Below are 22,748 nucleotides of genomic sequence, written 5' to 3' on the forward strand. Positions count from 1 at the left end.
ATGGGGGATCAGGTCACTGCCCCGCGCCTAGGATAACAAGACAGGCGTGGGAATCGGTGACCATGGCCCATGGCAGCGACTCCGGCTCCCCATCGATCGATCTCTCGACCAGGGAGATCGAAATCGTGGAGCTGGTTGCGGAGGGACTCACCAATCAGGAAATCGCGGAACGCCTCACCATCAGCAAGCGCACGGTGGATAACCACGTCAGTAACGTGTTTACCAAAACCGGTGCCAAAAACCGGGTTGCCCTCCTGAACTGGGCCATGGATCACGGCAAAATCTGCCGCGATGGGTTCAATTGCTGCTCCCTGCCTGACGCGACACCCGGCGCGTCCTGATCGGCGAGCGGATCACCCGGGGGATCGCCAACAGAGAGCAATTCGCCAGAGATAGCTCAAACAGCGCGGCATAGTCTTCGCAGGCTTCCCTGCACCCTCCCATGAAGCGCAGGATGCCATCGCTGTCGTAAAGGCCATACATGGCCACCCCCTGCAGATTGCTCTGCGACCTGAGCCGGCGGCACCGACCCTGTCATTCAAATCTAAAGCAAATCAAAAGCTTTCAGCCACTCCCGGGGCCTGCTTGCCAGAGGCTGGTGCGCCAGCGCCGCATTGCTCCAACGATCGTCGCCCGTCAGCTCGCGACCACACCAGGGGGGAAGATCCAACGGCGCATCAGCCGCAGGCAATTCCACCTCCGCCAACACCAGCGGCGCATTCTCCGCTGCAAACACATCCACCACCCAATCCCCGCCTGGACAGGCGATGGCAAAGCGCGTCTTGGTGAGCCGATGGGGCGCGAGCTGCCAGAGAGCCTCCGCATCGGCCACGGGAATGGCGTATTCGAACTCATGGCGCGCAAAACCCGCCGCAGGGGCTTTAAGAGTCAGCCAGGCCTGCTCGGCCCGCCCCTGATCGCTGTCGCGCAGACGCAGTCGCACGGTGACACCCTCGCGCGAACCGGCGAGATAGCCCTGACGCAATGGCTGGGCAGCACCGGCCAGAGGCCTCCATCCATCCGTTGCGACAAGAAAGCGACGTTCGATCTCGAGTGCCATGGCGGTGCGGGATCAGTTCGGCGACGGAGCGCTGTCCACCAGGCTGCCCGCCCAATGGAGCTTGTAGGCCAGGGTGCGGTAATAGGACGGCCGCTGATCCAGCTGCACCATCAGGGCGTGGTGGGGAGCCCGCTGAATCACACAGCACTCACCTGGCTCCAGCACAGGGCCACTGGCACCGTCTTTCCAGAGCTTCACCTGACTGCTGGGCTGCCCCAGGGGCCAGATCACCAGCCTGGAGCGGGGTGGCACGACCACCGGCCGACTGGACAGGCTCATCGGGCAGATCGGGCTGATGATGATCGCCTCCATGCCCGGATGGAGGATTGGCCCCCCTGCCGCCATCGCATAGCCGGTGGAACCGGTGGGGGTGGCCAGGATGAGCCCGTCGCCCCGGATCTGATCCACCACTTCGCCATCGATCTCAAGCTCGAGCATGCAGGTGGGCGCAATTTCATCGCGATAGGGGCGCAGATAGAGATCATTGAGGGCCCAGTGCCGCTCCACATCGGGGGTCGCAGCATCGGCCCTCGGCCCCGATGAGGCACCCACCGGACAATTGAGATCCGGCCGACGATTGACCGTGGCCTGCAGCATCATGCGCCGTTCCATGGCGTAACGGTCGTCGAGCAGGCGCTGCCAGAGCTCCTGACCGCCGAGGAGGCTGGGCTCATGGGTGAGAAAGCCGAGGTGGCCACCCACGTTGAAGCAGAGGATTGGGACCTTGAGCACCGACAGATGGCGCGCCGCGCCAAGCACGGTGCCGTCGCCACCCAGCACCACCGCCAGATCGGGAAGCTCAGATTCCGAGGCCAGGAGGCCTGGAAAAGGGTCGGCGCTGGCGCCGCTCATCGCCAGGGAAACGGTCACGCCGAGCGCCGTCAACGCATCGGCGCAACGGCGGGCCTCACGCAAGGCAATCGGACTGTCAGCCCGATAAATCAGCCAGACCCTTTGGAGCTGCATGGACGTGGGGCACCGGGATCACCAGCGCAGCAGGTTGAAGCGTTCCATATCCACTGTGACCCGATTCCGATACAGCGACAGCAGAATCGCCAGACCCACCGCCGCCTCCGCCGCCGCCACGGTGATCACGAACACGGCAAACACCTGACCGCGGATGAGATCGCCATCCACATACGAGGAGAACGCCATCAAGTTGATGTTGACGGCGTTCAGCATCAACTCGATGCTCATCAGCACGCGCACCGCGTTGCGGCTGTTGATCAGGCCCCACACCCCCGTGCAGAAGAGCACCGCCGCCAGGAGCAGGTAGGCCTCAAGAGGTACGGAACCGCTCAGCAGGTCGGACATGGGGAAAGAGAGCAGACAAGGAAAGGGTGATGGCCGGGATCAGGAGGGACCCTGATCGACAAGCAGAGGTGTGCGCGCCTTTTCAATCAAGCCCTGATCGGCCACAGCGCCGGTGCCCAGGTCGGTGGACTGCACATCGCGACGGGCCAGAACGATCGCCCCGATCATCGCCATCAGCAACAAAACAGACGCGAGCTCGAAGGGAAGCAGGTAATCCGTGAAGAGATGCTCGCCGATCCGCTCGGTCGCCCCCTCACCGATCGCCGCCGGACCTGGCACAGCCCAGGGAGTGGTGACCACCACCCGCACCAATAGGGCGAACAAACCGGCACAGACGCCGGCGGAAAGCAGCCGCCGAATCGGCAGACCCTGAATCGGCGCCAGGTCTTCCCGTTTGTTGACGAGCATGATCGCGAACAGGATCAGCACGTTCACCGCCCCCACATAGACCAACACCTGGGCCGCAGCCACAAAGCTGGCATTGAGGAGGAGATAGAGACCGGCAACCGCCAGAAACACGCCACCCAACAGGAAGGCGGAATACACAATGTTGCTCAGGAGCACGACGCCGAGAGCGCCGATCACTACCACTGCAGCAAGCGCAACAAAACAGATGAGCTGGGTGGACGCTGCGATCGTCATTCCGCGCTCTCCTCCTTGGCAGGGGCCGTTGCAGAGGATTCTCCACCATCCGCCGCATCGGCACCATCCGAAGGGGCAAGGTTGGCCAGAACCTGCTCCGGCAGCTGACCTGCCCTGGGCTGATCCGCTGGCACGTCGTGGGGATCAGCCCAGGGCAGGCAGATAGCCGAGTTCGCGCAGCGGCTGCACGGAAGGGTCGGTGGTGACGCTGGTCGGCAGGCGGCCGAGGGCGACATTGTCGTAATTGAGGCTATGGCGATCAAAGGACGCCAGCTCATATTCCTCCGTCATCGAGAGGCAGTTGGTGGGGCAATACTCCACACAATTGCCACAGAAAATGCAGACCCCGAAATCAATGGAATAATTGCGCAGCTCTTTTTTCTTCGTCTCCTTGTTCATCACCCAGTCGACGACGGGCAGGTTGATCGGGCAGACCCGCACGCACACCTCACAGGCAATGCACTTGTCGAACTCGTAGTGAATCCGGCCGCGATAGCGCTCTGATGGAATCAGCTTCTCGTAGGGATACTGAACCGTGACCGGCCGACGCTTCATGTGGTCGAAGGTGACCGCCAATCCCTGGGTGAGATTGCGGGCTGCATCCACGGCATCCCTGGTGTAGTCACCTACCTGCTTGAGAAATCCGAACATGGCCTGGCAGCGGTCAGATGGTCAGTGAAACGTCATGATGCCGCTCGCAGCGGCGCGTTGTCGGTGCGAAGCCAGGCCTCGTCCCGACAGGGTCAGCCTCCGAAGGCAACGGGGAAGGCGAGCTTGAGGGCGGCGGTGACCAGCAGATTCACCAGTGAGAGGGGAAGCAGGAACTTCCAGCCCAGGTCGAGAAGCTGGTCAATGCGCACCCGTGGCGTGGTCCAGCGCAACAGGATGGCGAGGAACACGAGCAGGTAGGCCTTCAGCACCGTCATCACGATGCCCACGGTGCCGGTGATCACCTGCACCACAGGGGCATCGACGGATTGACCCAACCATCCGGCGAGCCACTCGACGGGAATCGGGAAGCCCCAGCCCCCGAGGTAGAGCACCGAGACCAGAAGCGCCGACAGCACCAGATTGATGTAACTGCCCAGGTAGAAGAGGGCGAATTTCATACCGGCGTATTCGGTTTGATAACCGGCGACCAGTTCTTCCTCCGCCTCTGGGAGGTCGAAGGGAAGTCGTTCGCACTCGGCGAGGGCACAGATCCAGAAGATCAGGAAGCCAACCGGTTGCCGCCACACGTTCCAACTGAGCAACCCGGCGCCGGTCTGCTGATCGACGATGTCAATCGTGCTGAGTGAGTTGCTCATCATCACGATCGCCAGCACAGAGAGCGCGAGGGGAATCTCGTAACTGATCGATTGGGCAGCGGCGCGCAGACCGCCCAGGAGCGAGTATTTGTTGTTGGAGGCGTAGCCACTCATCAGCAGGCCGATGGGTTGCACGCTGCTTAGGGAGATCCAGAGAAAAATCCCCACACCCACGTTGCTGATCAGCAGGTTCTGGCCAAAGGGAACAATCAGCCAGGACAGGATCACCGGCACCACCACCAGCACGGGGCCGAGGGTGAAAAGCAGGCCGTCGGCGCGGGCCGGAATCACGTCTTCTTTCACCAGCAGCTTCAGGCCATCGGCCAGGGGCTGCAGGACACCGAGGGCACCGGCATATTCGGGACCGATGCGCTGCTGCACAGCCGCGGAGATCTTGCGCTCCAGCCAGACGGTGACCAACACGCCCACGACCGCAGCCACCAGCACCAGCAGCATGGGCAGCGGCAACCAGAGCAGATGGGCCGCCTGGGGGGACAGCCCGAATCCCTGCAACGCCTCGCTGAAGCTGAGTTCCAGATCCAGACCTGGACTCACCAGGGCCGGCGCGGCAGTGGCAAAGGGAGTCACCATAATCACGGGTGAGTTGCCAGCAACTTAGGCGCCCGCAGCCGGAACGCGGCTCTCGCGCGCAACCCAGCTGCGCAGAGGGCGTCCGGTGTAGATCTGCGATGGACGAAAAATGCGATTGGCACCGAGCTGTTCCCGCCAGTGCGCCAACCAGCCGGCGACCCGGGCGATGGCGAACACCGGTGTGAACAGATCCCTGGGGATCCCAAGCTTGCGATACACCAGGCCGGAGTAGAAATCGACGTTGGGATAAATACCCTTTGGACCGAGGCGGCTGTCGGCGGCCTCCTCCAGGGCTCGGGCGACGTCATAGAGATCATCGTGACCGAAACGGGCGAACATCTCCTCCGCCAGCGACTGCAGGATCACGGCACGGGGATCCTTGACGCGATATTCCCGGTGACCGAAGCCCATCACCTTGCGCTTGCTGGCGATTGCCTCATCGAGATAGGCGGCGGCATTGGCGGGTGAGCCGATCTCTTCGAGCATGGCAAGCACATCCTCATTGGCGCCCCCATGCAACGGGCCGGCCAGCGTGCCGACGGCCGAGGCCACCACGGCATAGGGGTCGGTAAGGGTGCTCGCGGTGACACGGGCGCTGAAGGTGCTCGCATTCAGGCTGTGCTCGGCGTGCAGCATCAGGCAGCGATCGAAGATGCGGGCCGCGAGCGGATCCGGTTCCCGCTCGGTGAGCATGTAAAGGAAATTGGCCGAGTAGGCCAGGTCGTCCCGCGGCTGAATCGGATCCTGCCCCTTCCGGATCAGCTGGAACGCAGCCACCATCGTGGGGATCTTGGCGATCAACCGCACCACGGCGTCGTAGATGTATTGGGGATCATCGATCGCCCTGCGGGAATAGAAGAGCCCCAGGGATGCCGCACTCGACTGCAGCGCATCCATCGGATGACCGCTGGCAGGAAAACACTTCATCATGTCGCGCACCCGGAAACTGACGCGCCGGTGCATCTGCACTTCCTCTTCGAAGTCCCGCAGTTGCTGCGGCGAAGGAAGCTCGCCCCAGATCAGGAGATAGGTGGTTTCCAGGAAGGTGCTGTGAACCGCCAGATCCTCCAGGGGATAACCGCGGTAAGAAAGACGCCCGAGCTGGCCATCGATGTCGCAGATCGCCGACTGGGTGGCAGGCACGCCTTCCAGGCCGGGCCTGAACACAATCCCGGTTTTCTCATGGCGAATCTCCTCGTTCTGTGCCACCCCCACTCCGCTGCTGCAGGGCAACCTAAACCGGGCCTGGCAGGAGAAACCGTGGCCTCAGCAACGCTTCGAGGCGCGCTGTCCCGAAGCTGTGGACGCCTGGCCTCGACCAATGCAGATGACAGAGGCCGGCTTTCCGCATCCGCAGACTGCCGGCGGGCGCACCGACCAAGGCCGCTGCCAGGTCGCTGAGATCCGGCTCGTGCCCCACCAAAAGGCAGCGACCGCCAAGCTCGGTCACCAGGGCGCGATGGTCGCCGCCGGGTTGGAGGCGTGGCTCGAGTTCCAGCTGGGGCGCCATGTCGGCCTGCACCGCCAGCTCGGCCGTCTGCAGGGCCCGGCGATAGGGGCTGGTGAGCAGGCGGTCCGCCTGAAAGCCCAGGCTGCGCAACCGCCGCATCACGGCCAAGGCGCGTTGCTGACCCACCCGGGTCAGGGCCCGCTCCGGATCATCCGCCCCTTGAACGCGCTCCGCGGCGATGCCATGACGCAGCAAATAAAGATCAACCGAGGCTGAGGTGGGCACGCAATCGCAGGGTGTCGCTGGCTGAAGCCTGGTCCGATCCCGGCGGACTGTCAGCAGCCACAGGCTCACCCGGCACAACAGCCATGGCCATCCCCTGCACCGTGGGCAGCAAGGAGCGACCGGCAACGACCTGGAGCAACGTCCAGGGACGCCACCGCTGCAACTGGTCCCGGGCCAGCTGATCGTCCAAAGCCAGTTGCTGCAGCGCACCAACGCCTCCCGCCCAGGCCTCGGCCGCCAGGGCATCGAGTTGTTCGAGGCGGGGGCGCAACGCCTTGGTCTCACGACGCTGCCCGAGAGCCTGCAGCGAGAGTCCCCACCAGGCAGCGCCATCGCTCGCTTCACGGGCCACGGCCAATTCGGTGGCGAGCGACTCCTTGCCATGGCTGCGCTGGCGCTGCAGTCGCGTCCAGACGCTGAGCGGCCCCTGGTCCCCTTCCAGCGTGGAGCGCACTAGATCGCTCTCCTGCAACGCCGCATCCACCACCCCGGCCTCCGGCTCAGCCGAGTCGGTGCCCAGCAGCCAGCCGTCAGCAAGCCGCTCCCAGAGCAAGGGGCCGGCATCGAGCGTTGCCACCGCCCGCAGGGCAGGAGAGCCGGCCTGATCCAGCTGACCCCTGAGCAGGGGGCCGAGCCACTGCACCAGGGGGTCGTTGGCTGTGGTCATCAGGTTCGCCGGTGCTTCCAGCACCGCCAGGGCCTCAGCCGGGCCACCGGCAGCCTGGATCAGAGCGTGGCCATCGGCATTCGCGCGCACAGAGCGCACCACAGGCGCTCGGAAACGGAGCAGGCCATCCAGTTGCAGGTCGGCTCCTTCAGGCTTCAGGGCCGCCACCATGCCGTTGAGATCACCGCGCTGGCTCACGGCCGCCGGCAGGCCGAGCCATTGCTCGAGCGCCTGCGGGCTGGCGGTGAGCAGCGCCACACCCCGACCGAGCTCCTGCACCTGAGCCTGCAGTTGCGGATCACCCAGCTGATGCACGGCATCCAGCTGGGAACTGTCCAGGGCCTGCTCCAGAGCACCCCGGCCCGAGGCGAGCAGCAGCAGGTCGTCATCGATCAGCGCCGTCGCGATCGGCTGAGGATCACGACCGAGTAGCGCCCCCCGCCCACTGATCACGCCAATGCCGCGGTAGCGGCTGATTTGCAGGTCGGTGCCAGCGAGACTGCGGGTCTGCCAGAAGCGTTGCAGGAAGCGGCGGGCGCCATCCTGATCACGGCTGGCCAAGGCCAACACCCAGCCGGTCGCTCGATCCGATCCCCGTGGTTCCAGCAGAGCCACGCTCACCTGGGGCCCGAGCCAATCGGCCAGCTCCGCCTCGAAATCAAGCCCGGCAAGCGCGAAGACCCCTTGACGCAGCTGGGTCATCCCCTCCCGCACCGCACGTCGCTGACCGATGGGCGCCACGGCTTCGGCATAGGCGGGCAGACGGGCGGGATCCACCAGCCAATGCAGGCTGAGGGCCGCATCCCTGGGCACAAAACGGGCCGCCCGCGGCAAGGCGAGGGGGCGATCGACGAGGCGGATCGGACTTTGCCGGGCCATCGCCCAGCCGATGCCAAGGGCAGATCCGAGCAGAACGAAGGCCGCCAGGGCAACGGCGAGCAGAAATGGGCGGGCCTTCATGGGCCGGCGAGCGGTCACGTGCCGTCATCTTTGTCCATCCGCCGACCCTTGCCAGGAGCAACCAGACTTCAGCCATGACCGATCTCACACCTGACGCACGCCCAAAACCGCTCTCTGCCAGGGATCTCAGCCTCTGGCTGCAGAGTGAGCAACCGCTGCGATTGGTGGATGTGCGCGAGCAGCAGGAACTGGCGCTCGCCCCCTTCCCCCACCCCGTGATCCACTTGCCCCTGAGCGAGTCGGAACGCTGGCTGCCCGCCTTGCCAGGTTTGCTAGGCGAGGACGCTGACCTCGTGGTGCTCTGTCATGCAGGGGTGCGCAGCTGGCAGTTCGGCTGTTGGCTGCTGGCCAGGGATCCACAGCGCACCGTCTGGAATCTCGAGGGCGGGATCGATGCCTGGAGTGTGGACGTGGATCCAAACGTCCCCCGCTACTGACACGCCGCCCGTACCATCGCCCTGACGCTCGGGCTGCCGTGGACACCCTCCCCAACCGACAACAGGAGGTCCTGCGGGCCACGGTGCATCACTACGTGGACACGATCGAACCGGTGGGCAGCCGCACCCTGGTGCAGCGCTTCGGCCTCAAAGCCAGCTCCGCCACGGTGCGTTCGGCGATGGGGGCCCTGGAACAGCGGGGGCTGTTGACCCAACCCCATACCTCCGCCGGCCGGGTTCCCAGCGCCCGGGGCTATCGCCACTACGTGGATTGCCTGCTGCCGAAACCCGGTGCCGCCGCCCAGCACCTGGAACACGAACTCACCCAGCTCAGCCTGCGTTGGGCGGCGCTCGATGATCTGCTGCAGCAGATGGCCAGGCGACTCACCGACTTCACCGGTCTGATGAGCCTGATCACCCGACCCCATCGCAGCACGCCGAGCCTGCAGGCGGTGCGACTGGTGTGCAGCGGCGATCGCTTGCTGGTGATGCTTGTGGAGAGCAGCAACCAGGCCAGCCACCTGAATCTGCGCCTCCCCCATGGCTCAGGGCACCAGCTGGAGGCCATGGAAACCTGGACCCGCCGCCAGCTCGACAGCAGCACGGATGGAAGTCTGGACTGGAACAGCCTGCCCCTGCAGCTCCAGCCCTTCGGGCGGGTGCTCGAGGATGCCATCAGCAGCCACCAACAGCTGAAACAAGCGGAAGAGACGTCCGCTCTCGTCCATGGGGTCTCCCGTCTGATCGCCCAGCCGGAATGTATCGACAGCAGCCTGGTGCGGCCCCTGCTCGAATTGGTGGACCAACGACCGGGCGCCCTGGTGCCGGCGGACCATCCGCCCGAACGGGGGGTGTGGATCGGCGAAGAGCATCCGGAACAAGCCCTGCAGCAGTTCTCAGTGGTTCAGGCGCCCTACCGCAGCGGCAGTGAGGGCATCGGCCATGTGGCCCTGATCGGACCGATGCGCATGGCCTACGCCACGGGTCTGGCCGCGGCTCGCTCCGTGGCTCGAGCCCTGGAGCGCCTGCTGTCCTGAAGGCGCGTCAGCCGCCGAGGGCGTCCCCCAGCTTCTCGGCCACGGTGTTCACGTCCTTGTCGCCTCGCCCGGAACAATTGAGCACCACTTCGGTGCCCTCCGGCAGGGTGGGGCAGAGCTGGTCCAGCCAGGCGAAGGCATGGGCGGTTTCCAGGGCGGGAATGATGCCCTCACAGCGGCTCACCAGCTGCAGTGCATCGAGAGCCTGGGCATCGGTGACGGCGCCGTACTCGGCGCGTCCGATCTCGCGCAGATAGCTGTGCTCCGGCCCGACACCGGGGTAATCCAGACCCGCGCTGATCGAGTGGGCTTCCTGCACCTGACCGTCCTGATCCTGCAGCAGCAGACTCATCGCCCCGTGCAGCACCCCCACCCGGCCTTCCGTGATCGTGGCGGCGTGCCGGCCCGTGTCGACACCATCTCCGGCAGCTTCCACGCCGACCAAACGCACGTCGGTGTCGCCCACAAATGGGTGAAAGAGCCCCATGGCATTGGAGCCCCCGCCCACACAGGCCACCAGCACGTCGGGGTTGCGACCGAAGGCCTCATGGCACTGACGCTTGGTCTCCTCACCGATCACGGCATGGAAGTCGCGCACCAACATCGGATAGGGATGGGGACCCGCCACCGATCCGAGGATGTAATGGGTGGTCTCCACGTTGGTGACCCAGTCGCGGATCGCTTCGCTGGTGGCGTCCTTGAGGGTGGCGGTGCCGGCGGTGACGGGCTGCACCGTGGCGCCCAGCAAGCGCATGCGGAACACATTCAGGGCCTGCCGGCGCATGTCTTCGGCGCCCATGTAGACGACGCACTCCAGGCCGAAGCGAGCGCAGACGGTGGCGGTGGCGACACCATGCTGGCCGGCACCGGTTTCAGCGATGATCCGCTTCTTGCCCATGCGCAAGGCGAGCAAGGCCTGGCCGAGGGCATTGTTGATCTTGTGGGCGCCGGTGTGGTTGAGGTCTTCGCGCTTCAGCCAGATGCGCGGGCCACCCTCGCTGCGGCGGTAATGCTCCGTGAGCCGTTCGGCTTCATACAGCGGGTTGGGGCGCCCCACATAGGTGCGCAGCAGGTGGTGGAAACGATCGGTGAACGCCGGATCCTTCCAGGCTTCCGCCGCGGCCTGCTCCAGTTCGGCCAGCGCCGGCATCAGGGTTTCTGGCACGTATTGCCCGCCGAAGCGACCGAAGCGGCCCAGGGGGCTCGGCCTGGAGCTCACGGCCAGATCCGCGTCGGTGGGCTTGGGAGGCAGGGTGCTGGTCACGGAGCAGCCGACCGCGGAACGATCGTTGAAGCGTGGGGTCAGCGTAAGCAGGCGATCAGGCGATGCCGTGAGTCACGGGCGGTCTGGCGCCGATCCCGGAAACGGCAGGATGGGCAGGGTTGGGATCTCGAGGATGCCGAAGGGAGGCTGGCAGGAATTCAGCAGCGCCGACAGCCTGGCGCGCGCCCCTAACCCGGCGAAGGCCTCCACGCCGAAAAGCCAGCAGATGGTGCGAGTGCAACCGACCCGGGGGGGCCGGGGCGGCAAAACCGTGACCGTGATCCGGGGCCTCGAGCTCGATGCGGCCGGTTTCAAGACCCTTCTGAAAACGCTGAAAAGCCGCATCGGCAGTGGCGGCACGGCGAAAGACGGCATCGTGGAACTTCAGGGCGATCAGGTGGAGTTGGTGCTGGAGCTTCTCAGCAAGGAGGGCTACCGGCCCAAGCGCGCCGGCGGCTGACGCCTCAAGCTGGGCAACAATGACGGGCCGCCATCGCCCCTCGCCATGACCGCTGCTCGCGCCGAGACCCCCAAGGCCACCAACATCGTTTGGCATCACGCCTCGGTCGATCGGGCCGCCCGGGCTGAACAGCGCGGCCATCGCAGCGCCATCCTCTGGTTCACCGGCTTGAGCGGTGCCGGCAAGAGCACCCTGGCCAATGCGGTGAATCAGGCCCTGTTCGAGCGGGGGCTGGCCACTTATGTGCTCGATGGTGACAACATCCGACACGGTCTCTGCAAAGACCTGGGCTTCTCCGATGCAGACCGGGAGGAGAACATCCGTCGCATCGGCGAAGTGGCGAAGCTGTTCCTCGATGCCGGCGTGGTGGTGCTCACCGCCTTCGTGTCTCCCTTCCGCGCCGATCGCGACCGGGCCCGCCAGCTTGTGAGCGCCGGCGATTTCATCGAGATCCACTGCGCCGCCGACCTGGAAACCTGTGAGCAGCGCGACACCAAAGGGTTGTATGCCAAGGCCCGGGCTGGGGAGATCAAGGAATTCACCGGCATTTCCAGCCCCTATGAGGCACCGGAACAGCCCGAGCTGAAGGTCGACACCGGCAGCAGCGATCTAGAGGCCTGCGTGAATCAGGTGGTGCATCACCTGATTCAGCAGGGCATCATTCCGGCTCAGTCCTGAAATCGACCCAGGCATCGAGCAGGGTCTTGAAACAACTGGCGACCGGAACCGCCAGCAGCAGGCCCAACAGTTCGCCCACCCCCAGTAGATCGCCCGCCCTGGCCCCGAGGGGGAGGGCGATCAGCAGCCAGGCGGGTTGCAGGCCAACGATGCTGCCCATCAGGCGGGGCTGGATCACCTGATCCACCACCTGGCCCACACCGATCGCGGCCGCAAGGATCTCCAGCCCGGTGCGCGGATCCTGCACCGCTAACAGGGCGCTGACAGCGACGATGGTGAGGGCACTGGCGTAGGGAATCAGGGTGGTGAACCCGATCACCACCGCAAACAGCACGCCGTAGGGGATGCCGAGAACCGTGAACACCACGATCTGACCAGCGCTGAGGATCAGAGCAAGCAACACCTGGCCGGCGAAATAGCCCCGGAAGGTGCGGGTGATCGTGCTGACCACCAACTGACGCCAACGTTCCGGCAGCCAGCGCGCCAGACCGGCGGTGATCGCATCGCCTCCCAGCAGGAAGAACACCGCGAGCACCAGCACGATCACGGTGTTGATGGTGATGCCGAGGGTGGCTCCCAGGATCGCCAGCAAGCGCTGGCTGAGCTGGCTGGCCACCCGACTGACCCGAGTGAGCAGATCGCTGCTCAGATCACCGAATTCACTGGGCAAGCCGCGGGAGGCCGCCAAATCCTGCAGCCGATTAACCCAGGCCTCCGCCGCCACCAGCCAGCCGGGGAGGGCATTGATCAGCTGGGCGAGCTGGTCGATCAGGCGAGGCACCAGGGTGATGCCGGCCAGCACCACGCCACCCACGGTCACCAGCGTCACAATCAGGATCGCCAACCAGCGCGGCAGGCCGCGGCGGTTGAGCCAGCGACTGGGAATGTCGAGCAGAAAGGCGATCAGGGCCGCGGTGAGAAACAGCCCCGGAAAAGGCGCCAGCGGCAGCAACAACTGCCGGAGCACATAAAGATTCAGGGTGAGCAGCGGCAGGGCCAACCCCCACCGCAACCAGCTGGGCCAGGCCATGCGCATTCGCACCTTGGGCCATTGTGAGGGGAGGCCACCACAGCTGGCAGGGCCGGTCAGCGTCCTGGCATCGCCTCGAGATAGCGGGCGGCTCCGATCGACTGGAGGCGCGCATCCTTGGCCACCACCGTGGCGTGCAACGCCTGGCGATAGTCGGCCAGGCGTTGCGTCAGCTCCCCATCGGTGGTGGCGAGAATCTGGGCCGCCAGCAGGCCGGAATTGAGGCCACCACCGATCGCGACTGTGGCCACGGGAATCCCGCCGGGCATCTGCACGATTGAATGCAGTGAATCCACACCGGAGAGAGCCCGGCTCTGCACCGGCACGCCGATCACCGGCAGGGTGGTGAGGGAGGCGACCATGCCGGGCAGATGGGCCGCACCACCGGCACCGGCCACGATCACCCGCAGGCCGCGATCCCTGGCCTGCTGAGCAAAGTCGACCATCTCCAACGGCGTGCGATGGGCCGACAACACGCGCACCTCCACCGCCACACCCAAACGCTCCAGCACCTCCACAGCAGGTTGCAGGGTGGGCAGATCGGAATCACTGCCCATGATCACCGCCACCTGGGGTGCAGTCGTAGCCATGGCGTTGTCGTCAATGAAGCGAGACTGTCATCGTGTCGCACCCACCGCTGCCGGTCAGGCCCCATGCAACGGATCACCGATGTGCGACTGCCCCGCCGACCGGGTGATGCCTCCAGCCCGACGCTGTGGTGGCTGCAGCTGGATGCAGCGGGCTGCATCGACGCCCTGGGTCCCATGCCGGAGCGGGCGGCCTTGAGCGGCCAAAGCTGGAACGGTGACTGGCTCAGCCCGATGGGCGTGGATCTTCAGATCAATGGCGGCCTCGGACTGGCCTTCCCGGAACTGACGGAAGCGGATCTGCCTCGGCTGCTGCAGTTGCTGGACCAACTCTGGAGCGACGGTGTGGAAGCGATCGCCCCGACCCTGGTGACCTGTGCGGTGGAGCCGCTGCGCAGGGCGCTGGCGGTGCTGCGGCAGGCGCGCGAGCAGCACCAACCCCAGCGCTGCTGCCTGCTCGGGGCCCATCTGGAGGGTCCGTTTCTGGCGGAGGCGCGCCGGGGGGCCCATCCACGCGAGCATCTCTGCGCGCCGAGCCTTGAAGCACTTGAGCAACGCATCGCCGGCTTCGAGCATGAGATCGCCCTGGTGACCCTGGCACCGGAGCTGGCGGGCGCTGAAGCGGTGATCGAACGCTTGCGGGCGCTGGGCATTGCGGTGGCACTCGGTCACAGCGCCGCCAATGCCGACCAGGCCAATGCCGCGTTCAACGGGGGTGTGGCCATGCTCACCCACAGCTTCAATGCCATGGCCGGCCTCCATCACCGTTCGCCCGGACCTGTCGGCGAAGCCTGCCGCCGTGGCGATGTGGCCCTCGGTCTGATCGCCGATGGTGTGCATGTGTCCGCCACGATGGCGGTGCTGCTGCAGCGTCTCGCGGGCGACCGGCTGGTGTTGGTGAGCGATGCCCTGGCGCCCTATGGCCTCAGCGAAGGGCGCCACCGCTGGGATGATCGGGTGCTGCTGGTGCAGGACGGCACCTGCCGCCTCGAGGACGGCACCCTGGCTGGGGTGACCCTGCCGCTGCTGGAAGGTGTGCGGCGCCTGGCGCGCTGGGGTGGCGACTGTGAGGGGGCGATCTGGGCCGCCACCCTGGCGCCGAGAGCAGTGCTCGCGGGCTCAGACGCGGACGCGATCGCCTGGCGCAGCCTTTTGCTGCACCAGCCACTCGCCAACCTTCTGCGCTGGAGCGCCGGACCAAATGGTGATCTGCACTGGCTACACGCTGCTTAGGATCCCGCCGATCTGCCCGCCCGTTCACCCTGATGGCCCCCGATCAGCTGCTGGAGCAAACCAAGGCCGAGAAACAGGAGGTGAAGGGTTACTTCGAATCCACTGGTTTCGATCGCTGGAACCGCATCTACAGCGACAGCGATGATGTGAACAAAGTGCAGCGGAACATCCGCATCGGCCACCAGAAAACGGTGGATGAAGTGCTGCATTGGATCCAAACCAGCGGCGTGTTCCGCGACGTGAGTTTCTGTGATGCAGGCTGCGGCGTCGGCAGCCTCGCCCTGCCCCTGGCGGCCATGGGAGCTGGCTCCATCCAAGCGAGCGACATCTCCGAGGCGATGGTGCAGGAGGCGAAACGACGGGCGGAGGAGGCGGGGCTGGCCATGGACACACTCCACTTCCATACGTCCGATCTGGACAGCCTCAGCGGCTCCTTCCACACCGTGTGCTGCCTGGATGTGTTTATCCACTACCCCCAGGCCCCGGCTGAGGCCATGGTGCGCCACCTCTGCAGCCTCTGCGAAGAACGCCTGATCGTGAGCTTTGCCCCCTACACCCCTCTGCTGGCCCTGCTCAAGGGGATCGGCCAGCTGTTCCCCGGGCCGAGCAAAACCACCCGTGCCTACACCCTCAGAGAAGAAGGCATCGTGAGGGCGGCGATGGCCTGCGGCTTTCAACCGATGCGCCGCAGCCTGAACAAAGCCCCGTTCTATTTCTCCCGCTTGATTGAGTTCAAACGAGCCTGATCGCGCAGGGGCTCGGGCAACGGCGCCTCCAGCTCCAGCAGGCCTCCATCCGGACAGGCCAACCGCAACCGATGGGCATGCAAGTGGTAGCCCCCCTCCCCTGGCAGGGACTGATCAAAAGCGGCCCCACCAGGCAGGTAAAGCGGATCACCAGCCAACGGCGCCCCAATGGCAGCGGCATGAATGCGGATCTGATGGGGGCGGCCCGTGGCAATCGCCACCTCCACAAGGCAGCCCCCCGACCGCCGCTCCAGCAGGGTGAAGCAGCTGCGGGAGGGCAGCGCCTTGGCAACCGATGGATCGGCGGCGCACCAGATCTCCCCCAGCAACGGATGGGGATGCCGACCGATCGCAACGGTGACCTCGCGGGATTCACCCAAGGGCCAGTCGGGTGGCAGAGGCTCCGTGAGGGCGCGGTACACCTTGCGACAGGCCGAGGGGGCGCCGTCCGCGGTGCTGTCGCGCAGCAACCGACTCAGCCAGGCGCGGCTGTCGGGCCGGCGGGCACACACCAACAGGCCGGAGGTGAAACGCCCAAGCCGGTGCACCGGCTTGGGCGCCAGCGGCTCCCCCTGCTCCCGGCTCCACAGCACCAGCTGATGGCTGAGGGTATGCACCAGAAAGCCTCCGGCCGGCATCACCGGCAGCCCCGAGGGCTTGTTGATCACCAACACATCGCCATCGTCGTGCAGGGTCTCCCAGTGCTCGGGAATCGCCGGCTCGCACCAGGGGGGACGATGCCACCGAATCCGATCGCCAGCGGCGACCACGACATCCCCCTGCAGCACCCGGCCATTGAGGCCCAGCTCGCCGCTCTGCAACCGCTGCCGCCAGATCGCAGCAGAGGAGTGGCGGTAGCGGGCCGCCAGCCACGCACTCAGCAGCTGGCCCGACTGACCAGCGGCCACACGATCGCGATAAATCCAGCCTCGATTGAACGCCGCCGGTCGCCATGCCGGCAGAACGCGCCCCGCCGGGCCAGCCCCACTCACTCCACCAGGCGGTGCTGCAAGGCAAAGCGCACCAGCTCGGTGCGACTGGAGGTGCCGGTCTTGATGAACAACCGGCTCACGTATTTCTCGACATTGCGGATCGAGGTTTCCAACTGGCGGGCAATCTCTTTGTTCATCAGCCCCTCCGCCACCAGCTGCAACACACTCGCCTCCCGTGGCGTGAAGCTCAGCTGCGGCGCCTCCGCCGCAGCGACCGCCTCCGCCGCCGCTCCAGAGAGCATCGAACGGATCTCGTTGATCTGCCGCGCCATCTGGCCCACATCCGCATCGGCGAAGCGAGCCGCTTCGGCCAAGAGCCGGTCCTGACGCCGCACCACATTGCGCACGCGTGCCACCAGTTCCTCGGGATCAAACGGCTTGGGGATGTAGTCATCCACGCCGGCCAGATATCCCTGGGTGCGATCGGCCGTCATCCCCTTGGCGGTGAGAAAGATCACCGGGGTGCCGCCCAGACGCTCGTCCTCGCGCATGCGACTGAGCAAGCCGTAACCATCGCAACGGGGCATCATCACGTCGCTGATCACCAGATCGGGCAACAACTGCTGGGCCTTGGCGAAACCCTCCTCGCCATCCACCGCGGTGGTCACGTCAAAGCCCTCGTCCTCGAGGTAGGCCTGCACGGCGCTGCGCAAGCCGGGTTCGTCATCGACCAGGAGCAGGCGGGGGGTGGGCTGGGACGCCTCCGCGTTTGCCGGCGGTTCCTGATCGGCAGGACGGGGAGTCGTCATGGCCGGATGCTGCACTGGCGAAAATCTAGAAGCGTCAGGGACCTGGCACACGCAGGGTTTCCGTGGTTTCCGTGAGCAAACCGCTGTAACCGAGTTGCCGTGCCTGGTCGGCCAGCGTCGCCGGGTCCTTGCCCGCCTCGGCAGGCACGCAGGCCGCCCACCACACGAGATGGTCCTCCCGGTTGCTGTCGTTCACCACCCCGCCCGGGTTGAGGCGGCGGATGTAGATCGCTTCCTGATCGCGGGTGACCCGCAGGGGCTCCGTGGTGCTGCAGTTCACCGATTCGGTGGGCACCACCAGATCGTTGGGATATTCCTTCCAGAGCTTGTAGCGACGCAGATCCGGATCCGAGTCGTCACCCTTGATCGCAAAGATCGCCAGCGTGTAGTCGCCACCAGCCATCGGCTTGGTCTCCAGCACGATCAGATCGGCGGGACGCATGCGCTTCATCTGCTCCAGCAGCTCCCCCCGCTCGATCGCTTCCGCAGGGCCAGCCCCCACGGAGAGGGCACTCAGCGAGAGCCCGGCAGCCAGGCCCAGACTGCAGAGGCGGAAAACGGTGTCCATCCCGATCAGGAGCAAACGCCACACCATGCTGCCAAGCCCGGCCAAAACGGATCCGATCTGCCTCGACTACCAGGCCACCACCCCCTGCGCCGCCGAGGTCATCGAAGCGATGGCACCGTGGTGGCGTGAGCAGTGGGGCAATCCCTCCAGCCGCCAGCACCGCCTCGGGCTCCTGGCCGCCGCTGCCGTGAGCGAGGCTCGGGAGCGTCTGGGCCGCTGCCTTGGTGTGACACCGGAGCGGATCGTCTTCACCAGCGGCGCCACGGAGGCCAACAACCTGGCCCTGCTCGGCCATGCACGCGCCCTGGCGCGTCGACGCAGCAGACCCGGCCATCTGATCAGCGTGGCCACAGAACATCACGCCGTTCTCGATCCCTTGCGCCAGCTGGAACGGGAGGGCTTTCAGCTCACCCTGCTCACACCGGCTGAGGATGGTCTGCTCCAACCGGCCCAGGTGGAAGCGGCGCTACGCGACGACACCCAGCTGGTGAGCGTGATGGCAGCCAACAATGAAATCGGCGTGCTGCAGCCGATGGCAAGCCTGGGCCGGTTGTGCAGGGAGCGGGGCATCACCTTGCACAGCGATGGTGCCCAGGCCTTCGGAGCCATGCCTTTTGAGCCCGATGCGCTCAACATCGATCTGACCAGCCTCAGCGCCCACAAGATCTACGGCCCCAAGGGCGTCGGCGCCCTCGTGCGCCCCCTTGCCTTGCCGATCGAACCGTTGCAATGGGGCGGAGGCCAGGAGGGGGGGCTGAGACCAGGGACGCTGCCCGTGCCCCTGATCGTGGGCTTCGCAACAGCCGCCGAGCTGGCCCTGCGCGATCAAGACCGGCGCATGCAGCGGCTGCAACAGTGGCGCGACCGGCTCTGGATGGGCCTACGGACCGCCCTACCGGATCTGCTCTGCAACGGCAACCTGGAGCAGCGCCTGGCCCACAACCTCAACATCACCATCCCAGGGGTGAGCGGCAGCCGCCTGCATCAGCACCTGCGGCGGCATGTGGTCTGCAGCAGCGGTTCCGCCTGCAGCCGCGGCGAACCCTCGCATGTGTTGATGGCACTCGGCCGCAGCCGCCAGGAGGCTGAGGCCTCACTGCGACTCAGCCTCGGTTGGGCCACCACGGAGCATGACATTGACGCAGCCATTGCAGCGATTGCCGAAACGGTCACCAGGCTGCGCGCGTCAGCGTTGTGACAGGAAACCTGAAAAAAACAGTTAAACCCGCTACTTTCCGCCCAGATCCGCATTGCCCCAGAGCATGGCCGACACTCCCGTCAGCACCAGGCTGCACGTTCTCAAAGCCGTTGAAGACGGCTGGAATGCCTTCACCAAGGCCCCCTGGCCCTTCGTGTTGTTCGCCCTGATCGTGGGGGTGCTCTCGGTGGTGTTTCAACTGATCGGCAATGCCGCCACGGGCGGAGGCGACAACACCACGGTTGGGATCAGCGGAGTCATCCTCACGATCGTGGCCCTGGTCGGTTCGTGGATCGTGAGCCTCTGGGGCGTCACTGGGATGGTGCGGGGCTCCTGGATTGCGCTCGATGGGGGCAAACCCTCCTTCGCTGATTTCAGCCGTTGGGATGGTGCCGCGGCCGGGCGCCTGTTTGTGCGCTGGATTGCCCTTGGCATCGTCTTCTTGGTGATCGCCATCATCTGCGGACTGGTGGGTTTCGGTCTCGCCCAGCTCAACCAGGTGCTGCTCTGGATCCCCGCCGCCGTGGGCCTGATCCTGTTCATTTACCTGTCTGTCAATCAGAAATTTCTGCCCTATGTGGCCCTGCTCGAGCAGCGCGGGCCATTTGAAACCGTGCAGCGCGGCCGTGATGTGGTCGACCCATCCTGGTGGTGGGTGGTGCTGCTGCTGATCGTTGATGCCGTGATCATTGTGATCGGCACCCTGCTCTGCGGCGTTGGACTTCTGGTGGCTGCACCTGTGGTGGCCTGCATCACCACAGCGGCCTACCGCCAACTGTTCGGCAACGAGGATCAGACCGGTCTTCTCAGCGGAAACTGAGCGCCACAAACCCAGCGATTCCGACAAGGGCTAGCAACACCTGAGCCACGCGGCTCACCAGCAGGCCCGCCACAACCGCCACACCGACCACGGCACCACGCTTCATCGCCTGCGGCCATCCCATGGGCTGGGTTGACCGCAGGCACACCACCATTTCCGTTCCAGCCGCTGCCAGCCAAGGGCCAAACAGGGCACCAACCACCGGCCCACCCACGGGGAGCGCTGGCAACAGGCCCACGAGGCCCAGCAACAGACCAACCCCAGCCGCCACTGGAGCCCAACGGCTGGCACCGAGGCGGGCCGACGCCAGGGTGAGAGCCACCACATCGGCGCTGAGTCCGAGGCCGAAGACGGCAAGGGCCAGCACCACAGCGGGCCAGGCCACCGACCAGCCCGCTGCCAACCACCACAGCGCCGCTCCGATCGGCAGCCAGATCAGCCCTGGCAACAGGGGCAGCAGGGTGCCAGGAAGCGCCAGACACTGCACCAGCAGGGCCAGCCACCAGAAGCCTTCCACCGTCATGGCAACCCATCCTGTCCAGCACGGGTTCGCTCCAGGCTGCGAACGGTCTGATGGAGAACCCGCGCCTGGGCATCACTGCCGCCGGCGTGATCGATCCAGCCACGGATTGGCGCCAGCAGCTCCCAGGCTGTCGCCCGCCGGCCGCAGGCCGCGGCCCCGACCGCTTCCACCAGGGTCAGCCCAGCCGGTCGCCAGCACCACCCCGCCTCCGGTCCGGCCACCCGAGCCTGATCGCGGCAATGGTCGAGCAGGGTCTCCAGGTCCTGCTGCTGCCCGGCTCGCCCGAGGCACCAGGCGTAATGACAGGCGATGAAAGGAATCAGCGGCAGGCAAAGACGCTCTTGCACAAGCGGCACCAGCGCAGACCAGAGCGTCTCCTGGGGTTCTGCAGACAGATCAAGCCACCAGCCGAGGGCGATCGCATCGAGGAGGGGGCCGGTGCCCGTTTCGCCACGGAACTCCGCCAGAACATGGATCGCCCGGTCCGGCTGCCCCATCTCCAGGGAGAGGACGGCGGCATGCCAGCGGTTGTGCAGCCGCATCGCCGGCAAGGCCTCCGCCCAACTGGCCCGTCGCTGCCCGGCCCAGTCCAGAGCCCGATCCAGATCGCCCTGGCGTTGCCAGGCATGCAGCAGCGCGTGGTCGGCCCAGGGGTTGAGGCTGCGGGCGCCGATGGCCGTTTGGGCCGCTGCGATCGCCTCGGGACAACAGCCGCAGAGCTCCAGCGCGAAGGCATGAATCGCCAACCAGTCGGGATCGGTGCCATGACTGGCTTCGAGGATGAGGGTCAGATCGAGCAGGGCAGGGCCGTGGAGCTCCTGACCGCGGAGATAGGTGAGCCACTCAGCGATCTTGAGCACCAGCAAACCGTCCGGCGCGCGCTCCGCCAGATCCACCAGCCGCCGCAACGCCGAGCCCAGAGCGCCAGCACTCCAGAGCAGACCGGCTTCCAGCAGCTGCTGCCCCCAGGGATCCAACCGCTGTCGCTGGGCTTGGCACTGCTGCAGGCGAGCCATGGCACGCTCCTGTGCGTCAGGCACCTGCGCGGTGAGCTCCACAAGGGCGGCCAACAGTTGCAGCGGGATCACATCGACGCGCTCGGCCGCTTCGCCAACCAGCGCCATTCCCGGGCAAAACGACAACCAGCCTCGGGCGATCCGCTCGCCCAGGGCCGCGTCCGCAGACGCCATCGAGCCAAGAAAGGACGCCGGCAGGGATGGGCCTGTCATCACGACTCACTACGGCGCCTGGCGATTCGCAGTTTGGCGCTTCTACTGCGCGGGTTCCGTTCCTGCTCCTGCTCAGAAGCCACCAAGGGGCGACGGGTGATCCGCTCCAAACGCTCATCCTGGAGAAACGCCGTTTTCACGCGCCGATCCTCGAGGGAATGAAAGCTGATGATCGCCAGCAGCCCTCCGGGCTGGAGCCAATCAGGAGCGGCGCTCAGCAGCTTGTCCAGCACCCCCAGTTCATTATTGATGGCGATGCGCAGAGCCTGAAACGTGCGAGTCGCCGGATGGATCCGCCCACGCCTGGCCTTGGGTGGGTAGCAGCCGGCGATCGCGTAGGAGAGGGAGGCCGTGCCTGCATAGGCCCCCTGGGCCGCCAGATCAGCCTTGATCCGCCGGGCGATCCGACGAGACAGGCGTTCCTCGCCATAGGCGTAAATGAGATCGGCCAGGTCGGATTCCTCCAACCGCGCGATCAACTCCGCCGCCGTCTCAGCCCCACCCTCTGGATTCATGCGCATGTCGAGGGGACCGTCGTGGCGAAAGCTGAACCCCCGCTCCGCCACATCGAGCTGGGGACTGCTGACGCCGAGGTCCGCCAGCAGCAGCGCCACGGGCTCCTCCGGCCGGTAGGTGGCGAAGTTGGTGGCAACGATGCGCACCCTCTCCGCGCAGGGCAGCAGATGCTCGGCCGCTGCAGCGCGGGCTGTGCTGTCCTGATCGAGCCCGATCAGGTACAGACCGGGGTAATGCTCCAGCAGCAGGCGACTGTGACCACCGCCGCCGAGGGTGACGTCGAGAAGGAGGCCCTGCTGCCAGCGTGGATCGGCGTGCTCCTGCAACGCCTGCAGCAGCACGTCGGCCAACACGGGAACGTGGCTGAAGGCGTGGGCGGACGTTGAGGGCTGATCCGGCATGGGT

26 protein-coding genes and 1 pseudogene are annotated in these 22,748 nt (G+C 65.9%); 9 read left to right on the plus strand and 18 right to left on the minus strand.

The window, feature by feature from the left end:
- Positions 1-62 precede the first annotated feature (62 nt).
- The gene (locus SynWH8101_RS12725) at positions 63-341 is read left to right on the plus strand and encodes a response regulator transcription factor (RefSeq protein WP_007101386.1); all 279 of its coding nucleotides are present in this window, start codon (positions 63-65) and stop codon (positions 339-341) included.
- Positions 342-544: 203 nt separating this feature from the next.
- Here the strand turns inward: SynWH8101_RS12725 and SynWH8101_RS12735 are convergent, their stop codons facing one another.
- The 9 genes and pseudogenes from SynWH8101_RS12735 to SynWH8101_RS12775 all read right to left on the minus strand — a co-directional run bounded on the left by SynWH8101_RS12735 (position 545) and on the right by SynWH8101_RS12775 (position 8,276).
- The gene (locus SynWH8101_RS12735) at positions 545-1,060 is read right to left on the minus strand and encodes a CYTH domain-containing protein (RefSeq protein WP_130130066.1); all 516 of its coding nucleotides are present in this window, start codon (positions 1,058-1,060) and stop codon (positions 545-547) included.
- A gap of 12 nt (positions 1,061-1,072) precedes the next feature.
- The gene (locus SynWH8101_RS12740) at positions 1,073-2,026 is read right to left on the minus strand and encodes an NAD(+) kinase (protein WP_130130067.1); all 954 of its coding nucleotides are present in this window, start codon (positions 2,024-2,026) and stop codon (positions 1,073-1,075) included.
- Positions 2,027-2,044: 18 nt separating this feature from the next.
- Positions 2,045-2,374, minus strand: coding sequence for an NADH-quinone oxidoreductase subunit NuoK (nuoK, locus tag SynWH8101_RS12745; RefSeq protein WP_007101382.1), 330 nt, complete (start codon positions 2,372-2,374; stop codon positions 2,045-2,047).
- A gap of 39 nt (positions 2,375-2,413) precedes the next feature.
- Positions 2,414-3,016, minus strand: a complete 603-nt coding sequence (locus tag SynWH8101_RS12750; protein WP_130130068.1) for an NADH-quinone oxidoreductase subunit J — start codon at positions 3,014-3,016, stop codon at positions 2,414-2,416.
- Positions 3,013-3,667 (minus strand): annotated as a pseudogene (ndhI, locus tag SynWH8101_RS12755) (NAD(P)H-quinone oxidoreductase subunit I). Before ndhI ends, SynWH8101_RS12750 begins: the two are co-directional and overlap by 4 nt.
- A 92-nt stretch (positions 3,668-3,759) precedes the next feature.
- Positions 3,760-4,878: an NADH-quinone oxidoreductase subunit NuoH gene (nuoH, locus tag SynWH8101_RS12760; RefSeq protein WP_174719561.1), complete on the minus strand. Its 1,119-nt coding sequence runs from the start codon at positions 4,876-4,878 to the stop codon at positions 3,760-3,762.
- A 60-nt stretch (positions 4,879-4,938) separates the two neighbouring features.
- Positions 4,939-6,129 (minus strand): citrate synthase, encoded by a 1,191-nt coding sequence (locus SynWH8101_RS12765; RefSeq protein ID WP_130130537.1) that lies wholly within the window; start codon positions 6,127-6,129, stop codon positions 4,939-4,941.
- Positions 6,130-6,148: 19 nt separating this feature from the next.
- Entirely contained in the window at positions 6,149-6,649 is a 501-nt protein-coding gene (gene sixA / locus SynWH8101_RS12770; RefSeq protein WP_130130069.1) for a phosphohistidine phosphatase SixA, read from the minus strand.
- The gene (locus SynWH8101_RS12775; protein WP_130130070.1) at positions 6,627-8,276 is read right to left on the minus strand and encodes a DUF3352 domain-containing protein; all 1,650 of its coding nucleotides are present in this window, start codon (positions 8,274-8,276) and stop codon (positions 6,627-6,629) included. Before SynWH8101_RS12775 ends, sixA begins: the two co-directional genes overlap by 23 nt.
- A gap of 74 nt (positions 8,277-8,350) precedes the next feature.
- Here SynWH8101_RS12775 and SynWH8101_RS12780 point away from each other — a divergent pair, with 74 nt between their 5' ends.
- Complete coding sequence (locus tag SynWH8101_RS12780; protein ID WP_130130071.1) at positions 8,351-8,713, plus strand: rhodanese-like domain-containing protein; 363 nt, start codon at positions 8,351-8,353, stop codon at positions 8,711-8,713.
- Between the two features lie 38 nt (positions 8,714-8,751).
- Positions 8,752-9,750 (plus strand): heat-inducible transcriptional repressor HrcA, encoded by a 999-nt coding sequence (locus SynWH8101_RS12785; protein WP_165380992.1) that lies wholly within the window; start codon positions 8,752-8,754, stop codon positions 9,748-9,750.
- A gap of 7 nt (positions 9,751-9,757) precedes the next feature.
- On the opposite strand, the gene trpB is transcribed toward SynWH8101_RS12785, so the two are convergent.
- Entirely contained in the window at positions 9,758-11,014 is a 1,257-nt protein-coding gene (gene trpB / locus SynWH8101_RS12790; RefSeq protein ID WP_130130072.1) for a tryptophan synthase subunit beta, read from the minus strand.
- A 133-nt stretch (positions 11,015-11,147) separates the two neighbouring features.
- On the opposite strand from trpB, the gene SynWH8101_RS12795 reads away from it, so the two are divergent.
- The gene (locus SynWH8101_RS12795) at positions 11,148-11,474 is read left to right on the plus strand and encodes a translation initiation factor (RefSeq protein WP_130130073.1); all 327 of its coding nucleotides are present in this window, start codon (positions 11,148-11,150) and stop codon (positions 11,472-11,474) included.
- 45 nt (positions 11,475-11,519) lie between these two features.
- Complete coding sequence (gene cysC / locus SynWH8101_RS12800; RefSeq protein WP_130130074.1) at positions 11,520-12,152, plus strand: adenylyl-sulfate kinase; 633 nt, start codon at positions 11,520-11,522, stop codon at positions 12,150-12,152.
- Here the strand turns inward: cysC and SynWH8101_RS12805 are convergent.
- Positions 12,133-13,182: an AI-2E family transporter gene (locus SynWH8101_RS12805; protein ID WP_130130075.1), complete on the minus strand. Its 1,050-nt coding sequence runs from the start codon at positions 13,180-13,182 to the stop codon at positions 12,133-12,135. The genes cysC and SynWH8101_RS12805 overlap by 20 nt on opposite strands.
- Positions 13,183-13,238: 56 nt before the next feature.
- Entirely contained in the window at positions 13,239-13,772 is a 534-nt protein-coding gene (gene purE / locus SynWH8101_RS12810; RefSeq protein ID WP_130130076.1) for a 5-(carboxyamino)imidazole ribonucleotide mutase, read from the minus strand.
- A 63-nt stretch (positions 13,773-13,835) separates the two neighbouring features.
- Here purE and SynWH8101_RS12815 point away from each other — a divergent pair, with 63 nt between their 5' ends.
- Positions 13,836-15,002 (plus strand): N-acetylglucosamine-6-phosphate deacetylase, encoded by a 1,167-nt coding sequence (locus SynWH8101_RS12815; RefSeq protein ID WP_130130077.1) that lies wholly within the window; start codon positions 13,836-13,838, stop codon positions 15,000-15,002.
- 32 nt (positions 15,003-15,034) lie between these two features.
- Positions 15,035-15,748 (plus strand): magnesium protoporphyrin IX methyltransferase, encoded by a 714-nt coding sequence (gene bchM / locus SynWH8101_RS12820; RefSeq protein WP_130130078.1) that lies wholly within the window; start codon positions 15,035-15,037, stop codon positions 15,746-15,748.
- On the opposite strand, the gene SynWH8101_RS12825 is transcribed toward bchM, so the two are convergent.
- From SynWH8101_RS12825 to SynWH8101_RS12835, 3 genes are read right to left on the minus strand one after another with little or no spacing between them, the layout of a single operon-like run.
- Positions 15,712-16,740 carry an RluA family pseudouridine synthase gene (locus SynWH8101_RS12825; protein WP_130130079.1) on the minus strand — a complete coding sequence of 343 codons (1,029 nt, stop codon included), beginning with the start codon at positions 16,738-16,740 and terminating at the stop codon, positions 15,712-15,714. The two genes, bchM and SynWH8101_RS12825, sit on opposite strands and share 37 nt — an antisense overlap.
- Positions 16,737-17,489, minus strand: coding sequence for a response regulator transcription factor (locus SynWH8101_RS12830; protein ID WP_165380993.1), 753 nt, complete (start codon positions 17,487-17,489; stop codon positions 16,737-16,739). Before SynWH8101_RS12830 ends, SynWH8101_RS12825 begins: the two co-directional genes overlap by 4 nt.
- 34 nt (positions 17,490-17,523) lie before the next feature.
- A complete protein-coding gene (locus SynWH8101_RS12835; RefSeq protein WP_254427976.1) occupies positions 17,524-18,057 on the minus strand; it encodes a hypothetical protein in 534 nt (177 codons plus the stop codon).
- Positions 18,058-18,082: 25 nt separating this feature from the next.
- Between SynWH8101_RS12835 and SynWH8101_RS12840 the strand changes: the two genes are divergently transcribed.
- Together SynWH8101_RS12840 and SynWH8101_RS12845 are read left to right on the plus strand one after the other, a co-directional pair.
- Entirely contained in the window at positions 18,083-19,255 is a 1,173-nt protein-coding gene (locus SynWH8101_RS12840; protein WP_130130081.1) for a cysteine desulfurase family protein, read from the plus strand.
- A 64-nt stretch (positions 19,256-19,319) separates the two neighbouring features.
- Positions 19,320-20,075 carry a hypothetical protein gene (locus SynWH8101_RS12845; protein ID WP_130130082.1) on the plus strand — a complete coding sequence of 252 codons (756 nt, stop codon included), beginning with the start codon at positions 19,320-19,322 and terminating at the stop codon, positions 20,073-20,075.
- Here SynWH8101_RS12845 and SynWH8101_RS12850 read toward each other — a convergent pair.
- The 3 genes from SynWH8101_RS12850 to rsmH are packed head-to-tail and all read right to left on the minus strand — an operon-like array spanning position 20,062 to position 22,744.
- Positions 20,062-20,598, minus strand: a complete 537-nt coding sequence (locus SynWH8101_RS12850; protein ID WP_130130083.1) for a DUF456 family protein — start codon at positions 20,596-20,598, stop codon at positions 20,062-20,064. The genes SynWH8101_RS12845 and SynWH8101_RS12850 overlap by 14 nt on opposite strands.
- A complete protein-coding gene (locus tag SynWH8101_RS12855) occupies positions 20,595-21,827 on the minus strand; it encodes a tetratricopeptide repeat protein (RefSeq protein ID WP_130130084.1) in 1,233 nt (410 codons plus the stop codon). The genes SynWH8101_RS12850 and SynWH8101_RS12855 overlap by 4 nt, the downstream gene beginning before the upstream one ends.
- Entirely contained in the window at positions 21,827-22,744 is a 918-nt protein-coding gene (rsmH, locus tag SynWH8101_RS12860; RefSeq protein WP_130130085.1) for a 16S rRNA (cytosine(1402)-N(4))-methyltransferase RsmH, read from the minus strand. Before rsmH ends, SynWH8101_RS12855 begins: the two co-directional genes overlap by 1 nt.
- Positions 22,745-22,748: the final 4 nt, after the last annotated feature.

The organism is Synechococcus sp. WH 8101, assembly GCF_004209775.1.
Taxonomy (GTDB): Bacteria; Cyanobacteriota; Cyanobacteriia; order PCC-6307; family Cyanobiaceae; genus Synechococcus_C.